Below are 14,591 nucleotides of genomic sequence, written 5' to 3'. Positions count from 1 at the left end.
ACCGCGATCCCTCGGGACGTTCCGCCGCCCGAGACCACGCCCGCGACTCCCAGGAGCACCCATGAGCTCGCCCGTCCGTGTCGCCGTCACCGGTGCTGCCGGCCAGATCGGCTACGCCCTGCTGTTCCGCATCGCCTCCGGGCAGATGTTCGGTCCCGACACCCCCGTCGAGTTGCGCCTGCTCGAAGTTCCCCCGGCACTCGGTGCGCTCGAGGGGGTCGCGATGGAGCTCGACGACGCCGCGTTCCCGCTGCTCGCCGGCATCGAGCTCAGCGACCAGGCCGAGACCGCCTTCGCCGGCGTCAACGTCGCCTGCCTGGTGGGCGCCAAGCCGCGCGGTCCGGGCATGGAGCGCGCCGACCTGCTCAAGGACAACGGCAAGATCTTCACCGGACAGGGCGCCGCGCTGGCCTCCGCCGGAGCGTCGGACCTCAAGGTCGCCGTCGTCGGCAATCCCGCCAACACCAACGCCCTGATCGCCGCCGCCAACGCCGAAGGGCTGCCGGCCGAGCGTTTCACCGCCATGGTGCGCCTCGACGAGAACCGCGCCAAGTCGCAGCTGGCGAAGAAGGCCGGCGTGCCGGTCGCCGAGGTCACCAACCTCGCCGTGTGGGGCAACCACTCGCCGACCATGGTCCCCGACTTCGACAACGCCAGGATCGGCGGTCGGCCGGCGACCGAGGTCATCACCGACCGCGAGTGGCTCGAGGGTGAGTTCCTCACCACCGTCCAGCAGCGCGGCAAGGCCATCATCGACGCCCGCGGCGCGTCGTCGGCCGCATCGGCCGCCAGCGCGCTGGTCGACCACGTCGCCAACTGGTGTGGCGGCAAGCCCACCGCCGACGGCGACTGGGTGTCCATGGCGATCCCGTCCGACGGCTCCTACGGCGTGCCGGAGGGCCTGATCTCCGGCTTCCCCGTCACCACCGACGGCAACGGCACCTACGAGATCGTGCAGGGACTCGAGCTGTCCGACTTCGCCCAGCAGAAGTTGCAGGCGTCGGTCGACGAGTTGCAGCAGGAGCGCGACGCCGTCGCCGACATGCTCTGAATTCGCAACAGCGCCGCGCCCGGAACCGGGCGCGGCGCTACGCATGTGGCACGTCGTGTGGGGTGCCGTCTAGCCGAGGTCGGCCAGGCACTGTGCCACGACGTGTGGCGGGTAGGTGACCGGGCGGCTCTGCGCGTCCTGGGTCATCACCTCTCCTTTCGCTTTCCCCGTGGGTCGCCTCGTGCGACCGTCGAACTCTCCCCGATGTCGGCCACGGGCGCATGTGCTCAAGGTGACCGATCGTCGACGTCTTGCGCAACGTCGTGCCACCTCGGTCCGATCGGTCAGGCGGGGTGCCGGCCCCGGTCGAGCAGCTCCCCGGGCCGCAGGCCCCAGACGTTGGCGTCGCAACGGGGCGCCGACCGGTCACCCGAGGGGCCGTCGCGCATCGCCGAGCGCAAGGTCCCCTCGTGCGTGAAGCCCAGCGCGCGGGCGACCGCGTTGGATCCCGGATTCGTCGCGGCCGCGTGCAGGCCGATGTAGGCCAGTCCCAACTCCTCGAAACCGAATCGGATCAGCAGCCGACAGCCGTTGCTGGCGACCCCCTGCCGGCGCGCATCGGGTGCGATCCAGTACCCGGCCTCCCCGCTGTCGTCCACCCGGTCCACGTCGAGACCGATCGCGCCGAGCACCCGCGTGTCGTCGTCGGCATCGACGGCGAGCAGGTGGGCGCCGGTCCCACGGACGAGACCGTCACGGCAGAACGTCACCCAGCGCTGACCGTCGGTGGTCGTGTACGGCGAGGGCACCCGGGTGAAGCGCTGGATGTCGGGGTCCTGGCAGCACGCGACGATCGCCGGGACGTCGTCCTCCCGCGGCGGTCGCAACCGGAGGTGCTCGGTACGCAGGTCCGGCAGGTCGATCCTCGTCATCCGGCCACGCGCTCCCCGATGAATGGTGCCTGCTCCCCGTCCGCGAAGCTACGCCGTGGGGGCCGCCGACGCCACGGGCGACGGGTGGGACCGCCCACACGGCCGCGACATCACGGCGCCGATGTTGCGAGACTGGTGGCCGAACCGGAGGAGCCGATGCACACCGAGGAGTTCGCCGACACCGTGGTCGTGCCGGGCCCGAACCTGCGCAGCCGGTTCGTCGAAACCGAGGAGGTCGACGACGCCGAGGTCGAACAGGTCGACGGCGCCGAGGATGACCAGCTCGCCGACGACGCCGGGTTCTGTCCGGCCTGTCACCGGGTCGTGGCCAGCACCGAGCGCGTCTGTCCGGACGACGACACGACGCTCGTGACCCTGCCGCCTCCTCCGTCGGCCTGAACCACCGGCGGCGCGCCCGCCTCGGAGGCGACGTCGGCCCGCCGATCCGTCGGCGCTACCTTCGCGTCCCGCGCCGTCCCGGCGTACTCCACGTCTCGCGAACAGGGACCGACCCGTGACCCGTGTGTTCTCCGGCATGCAGCCCAGTGGTGACCCGCATCTCGGCAACCTGCTGGGGGCGTGGGTGAACTGGGTGGCGATGCAGGACGACGCCGAGTGCATCTACTGCGTGGTCGACCTGCACGCGATGACCTCGCCCGCCGAGCACGACCCGGCCACGTTGCGGCAACGGACCGTCGAGTTGGCGACCGGGATGCTCGCCGTCGGTGTCGACCCGGAGCGCTCGATCCTGTTCGTGCAGTCGCACCTCTCCGAGCACGCCGAGTGCACGTGGCTGTTCAACTGTGTCGCCGGCTTCGGCGAACTGCGCAAGCAGCCGCAGTTCAAGGAGAAGTCGGAGGGGCGCGGCGAGTCGGTCAGCGTCGGACTGTTCGACTACCCCGTCCTGCAGACCGCCGACATCCTGCTCTACGCCGCCGACGAGGTGCCCGTCGGCGAGGACCAGCGCCATCACATCGAGTTGGCACGCGACATCGGTCAGCGGTTCAACCACCGCTTCGGCGAGGTGTTCACCCTGCCCAAGGCGGTGCACCCGGAGGCCGGCTCGCGTGTGATGGACCTGCAGGACCCGACGCGCAAGATGTCGAAGTCGCAGTCGTCGGAGAAGGGCATCGTGCGACTGCTCGACGACCCGAAGAAGATCGAGAAGAAGTTCCGCAGCGCGGTGACCGACTCGGCCACCGACATCCGCCACGACCGCGACGACAAGCCGGGCGTGTCGAACCTGCTCGAGATCCTCGCCGGCGCCACCGGGGACCCGATCGACAAGCTCGCCGCCACGTACGACGGGGGCGGCTACGGACCGTTCAAGCAGGCCGTCGCCGATGCGGTCGTCGAGCGTCTGCGCCCGTTCCAGGACCGCTATCGCGAGCTCGAAGCCGACCCCGGCGAGGTCGCCGCACTGCTCGAACGCGGTGCCGAGCGCGCCCGCGCGATCGCCGCCCCGACGCTCGAGCGCGCCAAGCAGGCCATGGGGCTGCTGCCGCCCGGGCAGGTCTGAGCCGCATGGGCGAGCAGCCGCCGGCGGTCCGGCTCAACACCCACCTGTGGAATCCGACCGGTCGCCGCCGCGCACTGTTGCTGCACGGCCTCGGTTCCGACGGCACGAGCTGGTGGCGTCTCGCGTCCGAGCTCGCCACCGACGGTTGGATGGTGCTGGCGCCCGACCTCCGCAGCCACGGGTTGAGCCCACCGGGGGCCGACCACCGCATCGCCGCGTTCGCCGCCGACGTCGCCCTGCTCGGTGACCGGTGGGAGCTGCTGGTCGGCCATTCCCTGGGCGGTGCCGTCGCCGCCCACCTGCTCGCCGAGCAGCAACTGGCTCCCGCGGCCGTGCTGGTCGACCCGGTCCTGCACCTGACCGGCGACGACCACCGTCGTCTGCGCGTCGAGCAGCGCCTCGACGTCGGTGAGCTCGACACGGACGCCGTCGCCGAGGCCCATCCCGCCTGGCACCCACGGGACGTCTCGCGCAAGGTGCTCGCGGCCCGGCGGGTGACGCCCGACGTCGTCGACGCCGTCCTCGACGACAACGACCCGTGGGACGTGCGTGCCGACGGCGACCGGTGGCGCGAACGCGTCCATCTGCTGGTCGCCGACCCCGGGTACGGCGGCTGGCTCGCCCCGGCGACGGCCGACGAGCTCACCGACGGCACGCGGGTCACCGCCGAGGTCGTCCCGGGCGCCGGGCACAGCATCCATCGCGAGCGTCCCGAGGTACTCGCGCGCGCCGTCGCCCGGGTCACCGCCACCGACGCGGCGTGACCCGGTTGCCCTCGACACGGCGGCGCCGACCCCTGGCGGCCCATCCGTGGAGTCGTGGAAGTGCTGAGTTCGTCCACGACTCCACACGTTGACGTCGGACCGCGGTGCCGCGCCGCCTGTGCGGCCTTCCGTGGAGTCGTGGAAGTGCTGGGTTCGTCCACGACTCCACACGTTGACGTCGGGGCCCCCGACCCGCTGACGGCCCCGACCCGCTGACGGCCCCGACCCGCTGACGGCCCCGACCCGCTGACGGCCCCGACCCGCTGACGGCCCCGACCCGCTGACGGGGCCGGCGCGTCGGGTCGGCGCGAGCGACTGTGCCAAGCTGGGCGCGTGCAGACGCCCGAAGAGGAGCCGGGACATGACCGACGCGACCGGATCGCACCGCGAGGACGGTGGCCCCGAGCAGCTGCAGCGTTTCGAGGACGACAGTGCCCCGGCGGCCGACGCCACCGTGACGGTCTACTGGCGACCCGGCTGTGGGTTCTGCAGCTCGCTGTTCCGCGGGCTCGAGCGCACCGGGCTGTCCTTCGAGCGGGTCGACATCTGGCAGGACGAGGACGCGGCCGCGTTCGTGCGCTCGGTGGCCGACGGCAACGAGACGGTCCCGACGGTGCGCGTCGGGAACGACCTCGCGCTGGTCAACCCCTCGGCGCGCGAGGTGCTGCGGGCGGTCGCCGACCGGGATCCGGACGCACTGCCCGAGGCCGCGCGCAGCGAGCTGGCGGCCGGCTCCGGCCGGATGGGACAGGTGTTCGGTCGGATCCTCGGGGAGCGGTAGGCGTCGACCGGCCGGCCGGACCCGGCCGGACCGTCAGGCCAGGCTCGGCAGGGCGGCGGCCGCGCCGATCCGGGCCACCTCCCGCAGCACCCGTTCGACGGCTCGCAGGTCCCGCACCAGCGAGCGCAGCTCCCGTTCGCTGCGACCGGGGGTACCGGGCCCGCCGGCCGCCGCGAGCAGCGCCGAGGCGAGTCGCGAGCGCCGAGCCCGGTCGAGCGGGTGCCCACGTCGGGCGAGCAGGCGGCGCACCTGCTCGAGGTGCTCGTCGGGCGCCGGGCCACCCTGCGCGGCGATGGCCGCCAGCAACTCCCGGCACCGACCGGCGATCGCGTCGGCCTCGCACACCTCGGTCCGTCGTGCGTCGAAGGGGCGCGTCTCGGTCTGCACGGCCACCACCATGCCCAGCGTCGTCATCGGCGTCTGCTCCGCGTTCGTCTCCACCGTGACAGACGTCCGGGCAGCCCCCGGGGTTGCCTCGGGGTCGTCTCGGGTCCGTCGCGCGCGCGCCCCGGCGGGAACGGGGCCATCCGATCACGGTGGTAGGCTCGGACCCGTGGCAGTGCCGAACCGGTGGGTGGGCACGCCACCACGTCTACCTCTCGCGGGTGCCTCTCCTCCTCCTGACACCGGACACCCGTGTCGGTCACAGCGTGCGTTCGAGGCCCCACCGGCCGGTTGGCTTCAGGAGAGAGCAGCGCGATGGCGACCAAGGTCACCGGGGTCACGCAGGGCGGTCCGCCCAACCCCGCTGGTGGGAAGACCCGCCGCCCCTTCCTCGTGGACCTCTACGGATCCGCGGTGGGCAAGAAGTACATCATGGCCATCACCGGGATGGTGTGGCTGGGATACGTCTTCGCCCACATGGTCGGCAATCTCAAGGTCTATCTCGGGGCCGAGGACTTCAACCACTACGCCGAGTTCCTGCGCGCCGGGCTGCTCGTGCCGATCGTGCCCGAGGAAGGTGCGCTGTGGGGCATGCGGGTCCTGTTGCTGGTCACGCTGTTCTTCCACATCCTGGCCGCGTACCAGCTCACGGTCATGAACCGCAACGCCCGTCCGGAGCGCTACCAGGCCCGCCGTGAGTTCGTCGCCGCCGACTTCGCCGCCCGCACCATGCGCTGGACCGGCGTGATCGTGCTGCTGTTCCTGTTGTTCCACATCGCCGACCTCACCCTCGGGTGGGTGAACCCGGCGGAGTCGGGCGCCACCCCCTACGAGAAGCTGGTCGCGAGCTTCCGGCAGCCGGTCGTCGCCGCCTTCTACGTGCTGGCGAACCTCGCCCTGGGCATCCACATCTACCACGGTGGTTGGAGCCTGTTCCAGTCGATGGGGTGGAACAACCGCAAGTTCAACCACTGGCGCCGGGCCTTCGCCATCGGTTTCGCCGTCGTGGTCGTCGGCGGGAACGTCACCTTCCCGTTGGCCGTGCAGTTCGGCATCGTCAGCTGACGGAGCGGCCTCGACCGCCCGTCGCATCCGCGGGAGAAAGCAGGAGCGATGACGCTCGACTCGAAGATCCCCGACGCGCCCCTGGAGACCATGTGGCGTGACCACAAGTTCTCCATGAAGCTGGTGAACCCGAACAACAAGCGCAAGTTCGAGGTCATCGTCATCGGGACCGGGCTGGCCGGTGCGTCGGCCGCTGCCACGATGGGCGAACTCGGCTACCGGGTGAAGGTGTTCACCTTCCACGACTCGCCACGACGGGCGCACTCGATCGCCGCCCAGGGTGGCATCAACGCCGCCAAGGACTACCACGGCGAGGGTGACTCGGTCTACCGGTTGTTCTACGACACGGTGAAGGGCGGCGACTACCGCTCGCGCGAGGCCAACGTCTACCGCCTGGCCGAGGTGTCCAACAACATCATCGACCAGTGCGTCGCGCAGGGCGTGCCCTTCGCCCGCGAGTACGGCGGCTTCCTCGACAACCGCTCGTTCGGGGGCGCCCAGGTCCGCCGCACCTTCTACGCCCGAGGTCAGACCGGGCAGCAGCTGCTGCTCGGGGCCTACCAGGCGTTGGCCCGCCAGGTCGCCGCCGGCACGGTCGAGCTGATCACCAAGTCCGAGATGCTCGAGCTCGTGACCGTCGACGGCAAGGCGTCGGGCGTCGTGGTCCGCGACCTGGTCACCGGGGAGATCACCTCGCACTCCGCGCACGCGGTCGTGCTGGCGACCGGTGGGTACGCCAACGCGTTCTTCCTGTCGACCAACGCGATGGCATCGAACGTGACCGCGGCCTGGCGGGCGCACCGCAAGGGCGCGATGTTCGCCAACCCGTGCTTCACCCAGATCCACCCGACGGCCATCCCGTCCTCGGACGAGTTCCAGTCCAAGCTGACGCTGATGTCCGAGTCGTTGCGCAACGACGGTCGCATCTGGGTCCCCAAGGACCCCGACGAGACCCGCGCCGCCGCCGACATCCCCGAGGCGGACCGCGACTACTTCCTGGAGCGCAAGTACCCCGCCTTCGGCAACCTGGTCCCGCGCGACGTCGCCTCGCGCAACGCCAAGGAGCAGATCGACGCCGGCAAGGGAGTCGGGCCGCTCAAGAACGGGGTCTACCTCGACTTCGCCGCCGCGATCGAGCGCCTCGGCCGCGACGCCGTCGACGACAAGTACGGCAACCTGTTCGAGATGTATGAGCGCATCACCGGCGAGGACCCGTTCGTCACGCCGATGCGCATCTACCCGGCGCCGCACTACACGATGGGCGGGCTGTGGGTGGACTACCACCTGCAGACCACGATCCCCGGCCTGTTCGCCATCGGCGAGGCCAACTTCTCCGACCACGGTGCCAACCGGCTCGGCGCCTCGGCGCTGATGCAGGGTCTTGCGGACGGGTACTTCATCCTGCCCTACACCATCGGTGACTACCTCGCACCGATGCTGGGACAGCCCAAGGTCGACACCACGGCGTCCGAGTTCGTCGCGGCCGAGCAGGCCGTGCGCGACCAGAACGAGCGGTTCCTCCGGACCAACGGCACACGGTCGGTCGACTGGTACCACCGCGAGCTCGGCAAGATCATGTGGGACCACTGCGGCATGGCGCGAAACCGGGCCGGTCTGGAGAAGGCCCTGTCCGAGATCCCGACGCTGCGCGAGGAGTTCTGGCAGAACGTCCGCGTGCCGGGTTCGGCCGACACGCTCAACTCCTCGCTGGAGAAGGCCGGCCGGGTCGCTGACTTCTTCGAGCTGTCCGAGCTGATGTGCCGTGACGCGCTCATGCGCGAAGAGTCCTGCGGCGGCCACTTCCGTGAGGAGTCGCAGACCGAGGAGGGCGAGGCCAAGCGGGACGACGACAACTTCAGCTTCGTCGCCGCCTGGGAGTGGAACGGTCCCGGCGTCGAGCCGACCCTCCACAAGGAAGCCCTCGAATTCAAGAACGTCGCGCTCACCCAGAGGAGTTACAAGTGAACCTCACCCTGCGGGTCTGGCGTCAGGCCGGTCCGGACGCACCGGGACGGTTCGAGACCTACGAGGCGACCGACGTCAGCGAGGACGCGTCCTTCCTCGAGATGCTCGACCAGGTCAACGAACAGCTGACCGACGACGGCCAGGAGCCGATCGAGTTCGCGCACGACTGTCGCGAAGGCATCTGCGGCACGTGCGGACTGATGATCAACGGTCAGGCACACGGCCCGGAGCGCGCCACGGCGACCTGCCAGTTGCACATGCGCAAGTTCGCCGACGGTGACGAGATCGTCATCGAGCCGTGGCGAGCGGCCGGATTCCCGATCGTCAAGGACCTGGTGGTCGACCGCAGCGCCTTCGACCGGATCGTCGAGGCCGGTGGCTACATCTCGGTCGACACCGGTTCGGCTCCCGACGGCAACCTGATCCCGGTACCCAAGGAGGTCGCCGACGCGTCGATGGACGCGGCCGCCTGCATCGCCTGCGGTGCCTGCGTCGCGGCGTGTCCCAACGGTGCCGCGCAGCTGTTCACCTCGGCCAAGATGGCGCACCTCAACGTGCTGCCCCAGGGCCAGCCCGAGCGGCATGAGCGGGCCGTGGCGATGGTCGACACCATGGAACAGTTCTTCGGTTCGTGCACGAACATGGGGGAGTGCGAGGCGGCCTGTCCCAAGGGCATCTCGATCGACTTCATCGCCTGGATGAACAAGGACTACCGCAAGGGCAAGATGAAGTCGCGTCGCAGCGCCTGAGGCGTCTGGTACCGACAGCAAACGCGAGACGCCGGGGAGCATGCGCTCCCCGGCGTCTCGCGTTGCCTCACCGGACGGTGGCCTCAGGCCTGCTCGTCGGTGTCGTCCTCACCCTCGTCGTCGGACTCGGCGTTGGGGTCCTCCTCGCCGGCGTCGGCGTTGGGGTCCTCCTGCTCCGGGTCGGCGTTCGGGTCGTCGTCGGACTCGGCGCTCATCTCGTCGTCGGACTCGGCGCTCATCTCGTCGTCGGACTCGGCGCTCATCTCGTCGTCGGACTCGGCGCTCATCTCGTCGTCGGACTCGTCGCCGGTCTGGTCGTCGGATTCGGCGGTGGCCTGGTCGTCGGACTCGTCGCCGGTCTGGTCGTCGGATTCGGCGGTGGCCTGGTCGTCGGACTCGTCGCCGGTCTGGTCGTCGGATTCGGCGGTGGCCTGGTCGTCGGACTCGTCGCCGGTCTGGTCGTCGGATTCGGCGGTGGTCTGGTCGTCGGACTCGTCGCCGGTCTGGTCGTCGGATTCGGCGGTGGCCTGGTCGTCGGACTCGGCGGTGGCCTGGTCGTCGGACTCGCTGCTGGCCTGCTCGTCCTCTTCGCCGTCCTCGACGACCTCACCGTCATCGATGCGGCCGCGCCAGGCACCCGACTCCTCGGACTCGAACTCGAGCCAGTGCTTGAACAGACGCAGGTCCTTGCGCACCCGGTGACGGACCGTCAGGAACAGGTTTCCGAACTTCTCCACGAAACCGGAGGGCTCGTACTCCATCTCCACCTGGATGCGGGTGAGTTCCTCGTCCAGCTCGTGGAAGGTGACGACGCCCCGGTGCTGGACGTCACCGCTGGACTCCCACACGATGCGCTTGTCGGGGATCTGCTCCTTGATCTCGGCCTTCCAGTTGCGGCGCGAGAACAGGATCTTCGCCTGCCACTCGGTGGTCTCCTCCTCCTCCTGGTCGACCTGTTCGGTCGCGCGGGAGAAGGTCGGGAAGTCCTCGAACTGGGTCCACTGGTTGTAGACCGACGAGCGGGGAACGGCGACGTCCACGTGCTCCTGGATGATCAGCCGCTGCTTCTTCTGCGTGCCGTCACCGTCGCCACCGCCGCCGCCACCGTCGTCGCCGTCGTCGTCGTCACTGCCCAGCGACTTGGCCGCCTGGAAGGCCTTGCCGACCCCGGTCGAAGCACCGGACGCGGCCTCGGAAGCGTCCGAGACCTTCCCGCCGATGTCGGTCACGGTCGAGGCGGCCTCCTTGCCCTGCTCGGCCAGCTGACCGACCGGAGACTCCTCGATCAGCTCACCAGCCTTCTGCTTGCCCTTCTCGAGCAGTCCGCCACCCGAGCCGTTGCTACCCGAGCCGTTCTGACTGGACTCGTCGTCGGACCCACCCAGCCCTCGGCGGACCAGTTCGGTCGCGGCGGCCGCACCCGCACCGAGCTTGGCGACGCGGCTCCAGTCGGTGCGCTTCGGGCCGAACGGCAGCCCGAGTACCCGTTGTCGCTTCGTGATGCCGAGGCGTTCCTTGACATCCATCAGTCGCACTCCTTCGTCGTGGTCGTCGGACGCCCGGGTGGCGCGGTGGCGCTGGGGGCGCCGGGCCGTGCTCGATTCGGGCGGCGGACCCGTCTCCACACGGGCCGCAGGAGTTCCACCGTGCCGATCGCGCGGCCCCTGCGTGCCCGGTCCCGCCGCCGTTCGACTGTGACCGACGGGCGCTCCGGGCGCCCGGCCACCAACCGACGGCGGCCGGAGGGCGTCGACGGCATCGGACGACCAGTGGTCAATGGGTGCGCAGACGTGGCCGAAGGACGGGCGTGCACGGCACGCGCCGATGCACCAGCCTGCAGAGTCGACCCCACCGGGAGGTACGGCATTGCCAGCAGCCAAGAATTACGCGGACGAATACCTGGATGTGTTGATGGAACGGTCGCTCGAAGCCGAGCGGCATCCCAGCCACCAGATGCTCGACCGCGTCGAGCACACCATCTACGACCGCGAGTCGGCCGAGCGCTACCTCGAGGAGTTGCTCGACCTCGTCGCGAGCCAGCGCTACCCGAGTCACCGGATGCTGGCGAGGATCGAGCGGGTGCTCACCCTGCTGGCCCTCGCCGACGCGGAGTCGGAGGCCGAGGACGGGTGAGCCCGTCGTGACCGCTTGCTTCCCCACCCCTGAACGCGATCGGCTCGCCGAGCGAGCCAGGAAAAGGGCCCAACAGCCATGAGTGCCACCACGACCGTCAGCCGCCGTCCCGCCTCGGGCAGTCTCGCCGAGGTCGTCGACATCATCCTCGACAAGGGTCTGGTGATCGATGCCTACGTCCGCGTCTCCCTGGTGGGGATCGAACTCCTCACGGTCGACGTCCGGGTGGTGATCGCCAGCGTCGACACCTACCTGCACTTCGCCGAGGCGACCAACCGTCTCGACCTGCGCGGGCAGGCGGAGGAGTACGACTCCGACCTCAACGACCTGCTGGGGGGGATGACCGAGTCGGTCTCGGCGGGCAAGACCTCGGGAGCCATCGAAGGCGGCGTCGACAAGTTGCGTGACATGTTCACCAGCGATGACGAGGAAGAGGCCGAGGCCGAGGCCGAGAACGAGAGCTGACGATGACCTTGTTGGTTCACGGGGTGGTGGCCGACCACTCCGTCGACACGTCGGCGATGGGTGACATCGCCGACGTGTACACCGTCTCGGCCGGCGGGATCGCCGCGCTCGTCTCCGACGTGCGCGACGAGCCCGTGTTGCCGAGCCGCGCCATGATGCTGCGGCACGCCAACGTCCTCGAGGCCGCCGCCGCCACGACCACGGTCGTGCCGATGCGCTTCGGGGTCGCCGTGCCGTCGCGTGACGCGCTGCGGGACGAGTTCCTGCACCCGGCGCAGGCGCAGCTCACCGAGGCGCTGTCGTACCTGCGTGGCCGCTCGGAATGGCGGCTGCGCGGCGACTACGTCGAGAACGAGGCCATACGGGCCGTTCTGGCCAACGACCGACGCGCTGCCTCGCTGCGCGGACGACGGGACACCGACGCGAAGATGGAGCTCGGCGAGCGCATCGTCCAGGGCGTCTCCGGCCTACGAGACCGGGACACACCCGAGGTGCTCGGGCACCTGCGCGAGCACGTCGTCGAGCTCGTGTCCCGCGACGTCACCGAGCCGCTGGCGTGTCTCGACGCGTCGCTGCTCGTCGACGACGAGGGCCAGGAGGCGCTCGAGCGCCACGTGGAGCAGCTCGCGGAGCGGTTCGCGCCGCGCCTGCAACTGCGTCTGGTCGGCCCGTTACCGCCCTACAGCTTCGCGGCGATGGAGACGACACGATGATCGGATCGCTGGTCAAGCTGCTGGCGGCGCCCGTCACCGGCCCCTGGTGGGTCGTGCAACAGGTGATCGGTGCCGCCGAGGCGGAGTTGTACGACGAAGGGCGCATCCTCGCCGCCCTGCGCGAGCTGTCGGCGGAACTCGACGCCGGCCGCATCAGCGAGGAGGAGCACGCCGTGGCCGAGGAGGCGCTCCTCGAGCGCCTGGTGGCGGCCCGTGCGCGGTCCACGCAATGACACCGACGGAGGAGACGTGGTGAGCAAGGACGAGACAGCCGAGCAGAGCGATCAGCGCGAGGACGACGCACCGCAGAACGGTGGAGGACGTCAGAGCGGGAAGGACCGCGAACGGTCTTCGGGTGGTGGCCGCTCCAAGGGCGGCGACCAGTCCAAGGGCGGTGACCAGTCCAAGGGCGGTGACCAGTCCAAGGGCGGTGACCAGTCCGAGGGCGGCGACCAGTCCAAGGGCGGCGACCACTCCGAGGAGCTCGAGAGGCCGGGTGGGACCCCTCCGCTGAAGGCGGCCCGAACGGCGATGCAGCAGATCGCCGAGCTGACCGGACGGCGCGTCGACGGGCTCACCGGCATCGAGCCGCGGGACGACGGCTGGCGCGCGCGGATCGACGTGGTCGAGCTCGCCCGGGTCCCGGCCGCGACCGATGTCGTGGCCACCTACGAAGTGGACACGGACGCCGACGGCGAGGTGCTGCGTTACGAGCGCATCCAGCGCTACATCCGTGGTCAGGCCCGCGCCGAGGACTGAGGACGACCGGAACACCGAAACCAACGAGAGAGGCGACCCGCCTGCGGGTCGCCTCTCTCGTTGCGTCGTGCGGGCGCGATCAGGCGTCGGCGCCTTCGCTGGCATCGGCGCGCGCGTCGTCCTGTTCGGACCCCTCGCCGTCCTCGCCGCCGTCGGAAGCCTCACGGTCGGCCTGGCCGGCGGCCTGGCCGTTGGCCTGGCCGTTGGCGAGGCCCTCGGTCAGTGCCGTCAGGTCACCCTCGTTGAGGTTCTGCAGCCACTGGACCAACGGCCCGACGCGGGTCGAGGCGGTCAGGGCCTGCAGGGCCTGCAGCAGCTCGGCACGACGTTCGACGCCGTGCTCCTCGTCGTTGAGGTAGGCCGCAGCCAGTCCGAGGCGGAAGCCCCACTTGAGCGTGGTCGTTCGTCGGAACATCATGCGGTCTGCTTTCCCTTCGTGCGCTGGTCGTTGCGTGCGGCTTCGCGCTGATGCACCCGCACCGACGGGCGGGCGCGTTGCCCCAGCCGCGGACGTGGGCGACGACGCTGCGAGATGACACGCCGACGTGTCTTGACCGGTTCCTGGTGGGAGCCGCCGGAGTCCGTCCCGCTGCTCTTGTCGTCGGAGGCAGGCGATTCGCCGTTCGACGACCTGCTCTTCGACGGCTTGGTCTTCGACGACTCACCCTGGGCCGACGCGCCGTTCGACGACGTGCCGTTCGCGGATGTCTCGCCCTTCGCGGAGGTCTCGCCCTTCGCGGAGGTCTCGCCCTTCGCGGAGGTCCCTTCCTCGTCGCCGTCGCCGTCGCCGTCTGCGTCGGCGGCATCGTTCTCGGCCGCGCGGGGGGACGCGTCGTCGTCCTCGTCGGCGTCGTCGTCGCCCTCGTCGTCGCCGGTCGACGCCTCGGTGTCGGACGTCTCGCCCTCGCCGTCCTGTCGGCTCGGGGCCTGTGCGGCCAGTTCGTCGATGTCGACCGAACTCGCCGCCTTGGCCGCACCCGCCACGGCGGCGGCGCCGGCTCCCAGCTTCGCGACACGGCTCCAGTCGGTCTGCTTCGGACCGATCGGCAGGCCGAGGATCGTCTTGCGCTTGCGTACACCGAGTGCCTCGAGGGCACGGTCGAGGTGCAGTGCGCTTGCCACACCGTTGCCACCCATGGGTTGCTCCTCTCGCTCGCGGACCTGAGCACTGGAGCCCATCGTGGGGTGTGCGCCGCCGCCCTCCTACCGCCGTTGGATCGTGTCGACGCCACCGATGCGCGCGGGCACGCCGACCACTTCCCCTTGGTCCACAGTCGCCCGTACGTGTCGAGGGTGTGTCCGCGCCCGTGGGAGGGCCGACTACCGCCGGCGTTCATCGGCGCCATAGCCTGTCCCAGCACGTCAGGACGT

The 14,591-nt window shown here is 70.3% G+C and carries 18 protein-coding genes; 13 read left to right on the top strand and 5 right to left on the bottom strand.

Annotated elements, in window-relative coordinates:
* Positions 1-61 precede the first annotated feature (61 nt).
* Positions 62-1,051, top strand: coding sequence for a malate dehydrogenase (locus ELR47_RS16660; RefSeq protein WP_130650911.1), 990 nt, complete (start codon positions 62-64; stop codon positions 1,049-1,051).
* 284 nt (positions 1,052-1,335) lie between these two features.
* On the opposite strand, the gene ELR47_RS16655 is transcribed toward ELR47_RS16660, so the two are convergent.
* The gene (locus ELR47_RS16655) at positions 1,336-1,923 is read right to left on the bottom strand and encodes a GNAT family N-acetyltransferase (RefSeq protein ID WP_130650910.1); all 588 of its coding nucleotides are present in this window, start codon (positions 1,921-1,923) and stop codon (positions 1,336-1,338) included.
* 156 nt (positions 1,924-2,079) lie between these two features.
* On the opposite strand from ELR47_RS16655, the gene ELR47_RS16650 reads away from it, so the two are divergent.
* From ELR47_RS16650 to ELR47_RS16635, 4 genes are all read left to right on the top strand, one after another.
* On the top strand, positions 2,080-2,322 hold the full coding sequence (locus ELR47_RS16650; RefSeq protein WP_130650909.1) for a hypothetical protein: 243 nt from the start codon (positions 2,080-2,082) through the stop codon (positions 2,320-2,322).
* A 115-nt stretch (positions 2,323-2,437) separates the two neighbouring features.
* The gene (gene trpS / locus ELR47_RS16645; protein ID WP_205745329.1) at positions 2,438-3,442 is read left to right on the top strand and encodes a tryptophan--tRNA ligase; all 1,005 of its coding nucleotides are present in this window, start codon (positions 2,438-2,440) and stop codon (positions 3,440-3,442) included.
* Between the two features lie 5 nt (positions 3,443-3,447).
* A complete protein-coding gene (locus ELR47_RS16640) occupies positions 3,448-4,206 on the top strand; it encodes an alpha/beta fold hydrolase (RefSeq protein ID WP_130650908.1) in 759 nt (252 codons plus the stop codon).
* Positions 4,207-4,567: 361 nt separating this feature from the next.
* The gene (locus tag ELR47_RS16635; protein ID WP_130650907.1) at positions 4,568-4,987 is read left to right on the top strand and encodes a mycoredoxin; all 420 of its coding nucleotides are present in this window, start codon (positions 4,568-4,570) and stop codon (positions 4,985-4,987) included.
* 33 nt (positions 4,988-5,020) lie between these two features.
* On the opposite strand, the gene ELR47_RS16630 is transcribed toward ELR47_RS16635, so the two are convergent.
* Positions 5,021-5,428 carry a hypothetical protein gene (locus ELR47_RS16630; RefSeq protein WP_130650906.1) on the bottom strand — a complete coding sequence of 136 codons (408 nt, stop codon included), beginning with the start codon at positions 5,426-5,428 and terminating at the stop codon, positions 5,021-5,023.
* 258 nt (positions 5,429-5,686) lie between these two features.
* Between ELR47_RS16630 and ELR47_RS16625 the strand changes: the two genes are divergently transcribed.
* The 3 genes from ELR47_RS16625 to ELR47_RS16615 are packed head-to-tail and all read left to right on the top strand — an operon-like array spanning position 5,687 to position 9,150.
* A complete protein-coding gene (locus ELR47_RS16625; protein ID WP_130650905.1) occupies positions 5,687-6,436 on the top strand; it encodes a succinate dehydrogenase cytochrome b subunit in 750 nt (249 codons plus the stop codon).
* A 48-nt stretch (positions 6,437-6,484) separates the two neighbouring features.
* On the top strand, positions 6,485-8,401 hold the full coding sequence (locus ELR47_RS16620) for a fumarate reductase/succinate dehydrogenase flavoprotein subunit (protein ID WP_130650904.1): 1,917 nt from the start codon (positions 6,485-6,487) through the stop codon (positions 8,399-8,401).
* Positions 8,398-9,150, top strand: a complete 753-nt coding sequence (locus tag ELR47_RS16615) for a succinate dehydrogenase/fumarate reductase iron-sulfur subunit (protein WP_130650903.1) — start codon at positions 8,398-8,400, stop codon at positions 9,148-9,150. Before ELR47_RS16620 ends, ELR47_RS16615 begins: the two co-directional genes overlap by 4 nt.
* An 83-nt stretch (positions 9,151-9,233) precedes the next feature.
* On the opposite strand, the gene ELR47_RS16610 is transcribed toward ELR47_RS16615, so the two are convergent.
* On the bottom strand, positions 9,234-10,676 hold the full coding sequence (locus ELR47_RS16610; protein WP_130650902.1) for an SRPBCC family protein: 1,443 nt from the start codon (positions 10,674-10,676) through the stop codon (positions 9,234-9,236).
* 385 nt (positions 10,677-11,061) lie between these two features.
* Here ELR47_RS16610 and ELR47_RS16605 point away from each other — a divergent pair, with 385 nt between their 5' ends.
* The 5 genes from ELR47_RS16605 (at position 11,062) to ELR47_RS18745 (ending at position 13,220) form a co-directional block, all read left to right on the top strand.
* Complete coding sequence (locus tag ELR47_RS16605; protein ID WP_130650901.1) at positions 11,062-11,283, top strand: hypothetical protein; 222 nt, start codon at positions 11,062-11,064, stop codon at positions 11,281-11,283.
* Between the two features lie 78 nt (positions 11,284-11,361).
* A complete protein-coding gene (gvpJ, locus tag ELR47_RS16600) occupies positions 11,362-11,748 on the top strand; it encodes a gas vesicle protein GvpJ (protein WP_130650900.1) in 387 nt (128 codons plus the stop codon).
* A gap of 2 nt (positions 11,749-11,750) precedes the next feature.
* Positions 11,751-12,461, top strand: a complete 711-nt coding sequence (locus ELR47_RS16595) for a GvpL/GvpF family gas vesicle protein (RefSeq protein ID WP_130650899.1) — start codon at positions 11,751-11,753, stop codon at positions 12,459-12,461.
* Positions 12,458-12,694 (top strand): gas vesicle protein GvpG, encoded by a 237-nt coding sequence (locus ELR47_RS16590; RefSeq protein WP_130650898.1) that lies wholly within the window; start codon positions 12,458-12,460, stop codon positions 12,692-12,694. The genes ELR47_RS16595 and ELR47_RS16590 overlap by 4 nt, the downstream gene beginning before the upstream one ends.
* Positions 12,695-12,713: 19 nt before the next feature.
* Positions 12,714-13,220 carry a gas vesicle protein GvpO gene (locus ELR47_RS18745; protein WP_205745328.1) on the top strand — a complete coding sequence of 169 codons (507 nt, stop codon included), beginning with the start codon at positions 12,714-12,716 and terminating at the stop codon, positions 13,218-13,220.
* A 79-nt stretch (positions 13,221-13,299) separates the two neighbouring features.
* Here ELR47_RS18745 and ELR47_RS16580 read toward each other — a convergent pair whose 3' ends face one another.
* Positions 13,300-13,638 (bottom strand): hypothetical protein, encoded by a 339-nt coding sequence (locus ELR47_RS16580; RefSeq protein ID WP_130650897.1) that lies wholly within the window; start codon positions 13,636-13,638, stop codon positions 13,300-13,302.
* Positions 13,635-14,357 carry a hypothetical protein gene (locus ELR47_RS16575; protein ID WP_130650896.1) on the bottom strand — a complete coding sequence of 241 codons (723 nt, stop codon included), beginning with the start codon at positions 14,355-14,357 and terminating at the stop codon, positions 13,635-13,637. Before ELR47_RS16575 ends, ELR47_RS16580 begins: the two co-directional genes overlap by 4 nt.
* Positions 14,358-14,591 lie beyond the last annotated feature (234 nt).

The organism is Egicoccus halophilus (genome assembly GCF_004300825.1).
GTDB classification, from domain to species: Bacteria; Actinomycetota; Nitriliruptoria; order Nitriliruptorales; family Nitriliruptoraceae; genus Egicoccus; species Egicoccus halophilus.
Note: the sequence above shows the minus strand (reverse complement) of the source record. Positions and strands in the feature narration are given on the sequence as shown.